At 36.0% G+C, this 6,748-nt stretch carries 4 protein-coding genes; all 4 read right to left on the bottom strand.

What is annotated here, in order from left to right:
- On the bottom strand, nt 1-3,065 hold a 3,065-nt coding region (locus HPY79_12010; GenBank protein NSW46529.1), incomplete at its 3' end, for a tail fiber domain-containing protein.
- Nucleotides 3,066-3,092: 27 nt separating this feature from the next.
- Nucleotides 3,093-4,520 carry a T9SS type A sorting domain-containing protein gene (locus HPY79_12005; protein NSW46528.1) on the bottom strand — a complete coding sequence of 476 codons (1,428 nt, stop codon included), beginning with the start codon at nt 4,518-4,520 and terminating at the stop codon, nt 3,093-3,095.
- Nucleotide 4,521: 1 nt separating this feature from the next.
- Nucleotides 4,522-5,205, bottom strand: a complete 684-nt coding sequence (locus tag HPY79_12000; GenBank protein NSW46527.1) for a hypothetical protein — start codon at nt 5,203-5,205, stop codon at nt 4,522-4,524.
- Nucleotides 5,206-5,232: 27 nt separating this feature from the next.
- Complete coding sequence (locus tag HPY79_11995) at nt 5,233-6,660, bottom strand: T9SS type A sorting domain-containing protein (GenBank protein NSW46526.1); 1,428 nt, start codon at nt 6,658-6,660, stop codon at nt 5,233-5,235.
- Nucleotides 6,661-6,748 lie beyond the last annotated feature (88 nt).

Raw genomic sequence — 6,748 nt, 5'->3', positions numbered from 1 at the left:
TTCTCTAAAACTTTACCATTGACCATTAACGAGTAGAAATATAAACCTGCTTGTTGCTTACTGGCATCCCAATCGACACTATAATTACCAGTCTGTTGATATTCATTTACCAAGTTAGTTATTCTGCGTCCGTATGAATCATCAATTATCAACTGTACGTTACCTTCTTCTCCTAATACATAACTAAAAGTAGTAATCGTCTGGAATGGATTGGGCTGATTCTGATTAAGAACAGTTTTATCAGAAACAGGTATTACAACCGGACGTGTTTGAAGTATAACACTAACAGAGGTCGATTTATTTTCAGAGCAACATTGCAAAAGCATATTTTCAATAGCATTGAGCCTTGAATCGTAGTTCTGAATAATTTGTTTTAAACTATCATTTTCGTGATTGAGTTCTTTAATAGAAGCTATTACTAATGGAACAAGTTTTACATAATCAATTGATTTATAAGAAAACGAATCGGTTATTAATGTCCCACTTTCATTAAACTGAGCCGGAATATGATTATTCGATACAACCTCGGGTAGCAATGGCTCTACATCTTGAGCTATTAAACCAAATTGAACACCTGATGGTAAATTCAAATTATATGATTGGTTTGTTTCAAATTCGAACGAAACTGGATTTAACTGGTTAATAATGGGAAGAACATTTGTTATAGTTGTAATATTCTTCTTGAAATTTATATCTGATACTTGCCCCAAAAATCCTGTATATTCCAAATCTCCATTGAAATAACCTGCATAGTTATAACCACCGGAACCATCTGAAGGACAATATGCATAAACAGCACAATTTAAATTTCCTGTTGGGTTTTCAATTAAAAACCTGCCACCATAATTAGTGTAAGCACCACCAGCATTACCACCTACACCGACATTCATTGAATTATCAACACTTAAACCATATCCTAAAGTTTCAGCGAAAACGCCGTAAGCTCTTGATTGTCCAGTGCCACCGCTTAAATGTACCATTTTATTTCTAAAACCACCTAGTATAAGTCCCGGTAAACCCGTAGCCCCTAAACCTGATTGATCACCATAAACGCCAAATTTTACTGCTCTTTCTAACAGACTTGCATAAGAGACAGGAAGACCTACGTAAACATTTTTATCATTAAAACCGCCTGAATTTGGATGACCTGAGAAAACACCAACGTTTGCTACGTATTCCCAATCATAATCATTACCACCACCTCCTAATGTAGAAGCATCTCGCCACATAACACGGTTATGACTTGAAGGATCAATAACAAGTACTTGGTTTAAATTATCATTCTGATCAACGGATCGTATGTTTACCTGCCCATTAACATCTAGTGCCAAATTAGTATTAAGCTGTGTAGCATTATCAAGCATATTGATGGCAACAGTTTTCATAGCACCTTTATTTCTCGGATTTATGAGTAAATGTCCGCCTAATCCTGTTCCTGCTTCATCATAATTATTATTTACACCCGTTGTTTGAAAATCAGTATAAGTACCCAGATTGGCATCTGAATTTAATTCTTGGGATAACCGAAATTGTGGACGACCATTGGTAACATCTAGTCCATTATCATAAACATCGAGTTGTCGTTTAGGGTCATTTTGCGTTGTTTCAAAATCGCCAATTCCAAATTGCGACAATATACCATCTGATACAATCTGAGCTGTTTCTAAACCATTAAAATTGCTTGCCGGCAAATTTAGAGCAGATGTTAAAGTATAAACAAAACGTAATTTACTATTGGAACCATTTGTATTCAGAGCCTGATTACCCCAGTTTATTACTGCTTGATAATCATCCTGAGTATTGCCTACCTTTTTTAATCCTAAATAAATATTATCACTTATAGAAGAAATATACATTCCGTAACCTTTACTATCAATATTATCAATATTCATCCAAGTTCTATATCCTCCATTTCCTTGCGGAACCCTACATCCAATATGTAATAAAGCAGCTAAAAAAGTATTTGTAGGTGGTATTATACTACCATCAATCGGATTAAGAGGATCGGCACTTATTGATACCTTAGTATAAGAATTTGATCCATGAGTACCCATTATTCTCATCCTTTCATAACCGTTAGTTTCATTGGTATTGGAGTGAAAAACCAGATTACCCCTTGAAGCTTGCAAATGAAAATCTTGTACATTATTATTCTGACTTATTGTCCACAATTTACCTACTTCCATAAGTGGTCCCGTACCTCCTATTATTTTAGTAATCATACGCCATGAGTTCTCCGCCCCTAAGGGACCAGTAGTAACAAATAAATTTCCGGTATTAGGGATATAAGGCATTTCTTCTAAAACACCATTTACATGTAATTTGGCAATTGGGGTTGTAGTAAAAATTCCCGTATTACCATTGGGTTTCATAATTAAAATATTTCGTAAAATATTATCTCCAGGGTGCTCTATTCTGAACAAAATATCATCGTAAGAAAATTGACGCAACTCTACTCGTGTTTTTGTAGGACCATTTAAACCTAATGCTAAACCATAGGGCATGCCCGGATCACTTACATTTTGACTTGCTAAATTCGAAATTTGCAGAAATACATCATTATTTAAACTTTCGTGTATATGCAATAAGTTTTGCGGGTTCGTAAACCCATTGCCTATGCCTACGAAACCATTGGTGCCGGAAATGGTCATACGGGTGTTGGCTCCACCGGTATTGAATCGTAAATCGCCAGCGGAGGCTTGCAGCATCAGATGATTACTACCTGCCGGCACATAGACGGCAAACTTCTCCGTAGCCACACTACCGCTGCCGGTGAACATACGCCATGCGTTCACATTGCCAGAAGGTCCATCGGTGCGGAAGAGCTCGCCGGGGGCAAACATGGTGTTTGGGTGGGTGGGAGGAGTCAAAAGATTCGCATTTACATGTAAAGCTGCTCTGGGAAAGCTTGTGAAATTGCCGATACCTATGGCTTTGATATTGTTGCCAGGTATAATAGCATCTGTTCTCCCCCATTTATCCCAATTTGGTCCCGTGGAATTAAATTGTGCAAAATTTATCAAGGGGATGCACAAAAGCCCCAATAATACTAATCTTTGTTTCATAATTGTAATATTTAAAAGGTTAAACCATCATTTGTTTTGAATTACAAGTTTTTTGTTTTCGGTTGCTTTATCGGTAATTATCTGTAACAGATAAATACCCGAAGGTATGCTCGATATATCGAACAATACCTCATTTTGTTGATTTACTTTTTTTATGAACACCTCCTTTCCTGTTAAGGTTAATAGTTTTATTTTTGTTAAGACTTTATTATTTGTTTGTATGGTAATTTTATCTATATATACAGCCGGATTTGGATAAATAAAAACATCTGATGCTTCTGTAAAATTTTCATTGACTGATGTTGGAAAACAACTTGTTGAATCGGTATCAAAATAGGAAGAAATAAAATTGGGGAAACATGCAGCACATAAACGACCATTTAATGAAAAAGCAGGGTACTCACAATTAGATGAAACTCCCATAAGATTTGGATTTCGTATTATCGGTAAATTATCATTGTTTGCATTTGTTAAAAATATTTCATTTCTAAATGGATTTATTTGAGCGTCATAAACACCAATTGCTTGTTCTGAATAATAAACAATTTGTTGGGAAGCATTAATATCAGGTGAATTTAAATCAAATTGATATAAACGAATACCGTTAATTGTTACACCAGCTCCGATAGAAAATAAAATTAAACTATTAGGTGAAAATGTTAATGCAACACATACAGTATCAGTTGTTAATGTAATTCTATTCGATAAAATTCCTGAAGTATTATCAAAATCATATAGCTCAATAGTATCCATGATACCTGTATTTAACCAATCCCAATAATTACTCGATACAATTTTACTACCATCTGGCGATATTTTCATTCCAGAACAACCCCATAACAATTGAGTTGCATTCCCAATTTCAGTAACAACAGGTGAATTTGAAACCCCATTTTCAGTTACAAGATATGCATAAAATTTTTCTTCATCACGTTTGTGGGTAATAACCCATATATCTTTGCAGTTTGCATGATACGTTGCAGCCAATTGCTCGTGTGTTGGAGCTACAAGAAGAATATTTTTTGTAGTTACTGCACCCAGTCCATTATCTAAACTCATATCAACTACTGAATAACGCAAGCCGTTTTGAAAATTATTTTCCCATGCATCGGTTGTAAAAATGTAATAAATTCTTGGGTCTTTGGGTTTAGGTACTATTAAACTGTTTTGATGACTACTCCAATGTCCCATCAGACCAATTCCGTTTGGCATTATCTGGTGGTTTCGGTTCCATACTGTTGAACCATCGGTATAGAATAATAAGTTGCCGTTCTCGTCAGACATAGTAGCACAACCATCCCACGTGTTTATCTGTCCGTTTGTATCGGCAACAGCTTGCCCACTGCTAAAGTCAATACCAGCGCCACCACCAAAATACCAGTGAAAGGTTCGTTGTGGCTGGGCGTGCACTGTTGTTGCAAAAATGAAAAATAAAATGTAAGTATATCGTTTCATATCAATTGTTATTTATAGTTAGCTTATATATCATAGCTTCAAGCTTTTCGAGTTTTTGTTCTAAATCTTTTATCTTTGCCAGTGCTTTTTCAAGGTCTTTGATATCTCTGCTTTTCAGGTTGCCTTCGCTGTCGGTAACAACAATTGTGGAAATCGTGTTATCTGCTGGCAGAGAGTCAATACGAACCGTTCCATTCACATGCAGCAATGCCTGCGGAGTAGTGAAGTTAGTACCAATGCCTACAAAACCGGTAGTGCCGGAAATGGTCATACGGGTGTTGGCTCCACCGGTATTGAATCGTAAATCGCCAGCGGAGGCTTGCAGCATCAGATGATTACTACCTGCCGGCACATAGACGGCAAACTTCTCCGTAGCCACACTACCGCTGCCGGTGAACATACGCCATGCGTTCACATTGCCAGAAGGTCCATCGGTGCGGAAGAGCTCGCCGGGGGCAAACATGGTGTTTGGGTGGGTGGGAGGAGTCAAAAGATTCGCATTTACATGTAAAGCTGCTCTGGGAAAGCTTGTGAAATTGCCGATACCTATGGCTTTGATATTGTTGCCAGGTATAATAGCATCTGTTCTCCCCCATTTATCCCAATTTGGTCCCGTGGAATTAAATTGTGCAAAATTTATCAAGGGGATGCACAAAAGCCCCAATAATACTAATCTTTGTTTCATAATTGTAATATTTAAAAGGTTAAACCATCATTTGTTTTGAATTACAAGTTTTTTGTTTTCGGTTGCTTTATCGGTAATTATCTGTAACAGATAAATACCCGAAGGTATGCTCGATATATCGAACAATACCTCATTTTGTTGATTTACTTTTTTTATGAACACCTCCTTTCCTGTTAAGGTTAATAGTTTTATTTTTGTTAAGACTTTATTATTTGTTTGTATGGTAATTTTATCTATATATACAGCCGGATTTGGATAAATAAAAACATCTGATGCTTCTGTAAAATTTTCATTGACTGATGTTGGAAAACAACTTGTTGAATCGGTATCAAAATAGGAAGAAATAAAATTGGGGAAACATGCAGCACATAAACGACCATTTAATGAAAAAGCAGGGTACTCACAATTAGATGAAACTCCCATAAGATTTGGATTTCGTATTATCGGTAAATTATCATTGTTTGCATTTGTTAAAAATATTTCATTTCTAAATGGATTTATTTGAGCGTCATAAACACCAATTGCTTGTTCTGAATAATAAACAATTTGTTGGGAAGCATTAATATCAGGTGAATTTAAATCAAATTGATATAAACGAATACCGTTAATTGTTACACCAGCTCCGATAGAAAATAAAATTAAACTATTAGGTGAAAATGTTAATGCAACACATACAGTATCAGTTGTTAATGTAATTCTATTCGATAAAATTCCTGAAGTATTATCAAAATCATATAGCTCAATAGTATCCATGATACCTGTATTTAACCAATCCCAATAATTACTCGATACAATTTTACTACCATCTGGCGATATTTTCATTCCAGAACAACCCCATAACAATTGAGTTGCATTCCCAATTTCAGTAACAACAGGTGAATTTGAAACCCCATTTTCAGTTACAAGATATGCATAAAATTTTTCTTCATCACGTTTGTGGGTAATAACCCATATATCTTTGCAGTTTGCATGATACGTTGCAGCCAATTGCTCGTGTGTTGGAGCTACAAGAAGAATATTTTTTGTAGTTACTGCACCCAGTCCATTATCTAAACTCATATCAACTACTGAATAACGCAAGCCGTTTTGAAAATTATTTTCCCATGCATCGGTTGTAAAAATGTAATAAATTCTTGGGTCTTTGGGTTTAGGTACTATTAAACTGTTTTGATGACTACTCCAATGTCCCATCAGACCAATTCCGTTTGGCATTATCTGGTGGTTTCGGTTCCATACTGTTGAACCATCGGTATAGAATAATAAGTTGCCGTTCTCGTCAGACATAGTAGCACAACCATCCCACGTGTTTATCTGTCCGTTTGTATCGGCAACAGCTTGCCCACTGCTAAAGTCAATACCAGCGCCACCACCAAAATACCAGTGAAAGGTTCGTTGTGGCTGGGCGTGCACTGTTGTTGCAAAAATGAAAAATAAAATGTAAGTATATCGTTTCATATCAATTGTTATTTATAGTTAGCTTATATATCATAGCTTCAAGCTTTTCGAGTTTTTGTTCTAAATCTTTTATCTTTGCCAGTGCTAC

Source organism: Bacteroidales bacterium, from assembly GCA_013314715.1.
Lineage (GTDB): Bacteria > Bacteroidota > Bacteroidia > Bacteroidales > GWA2-32-17 > Ch61.
The sequence above is the reverse complement of the archived record's forward strand: the minus strand, read 5'-3'. Positions and strand labels throughout refer to the sequence as shown.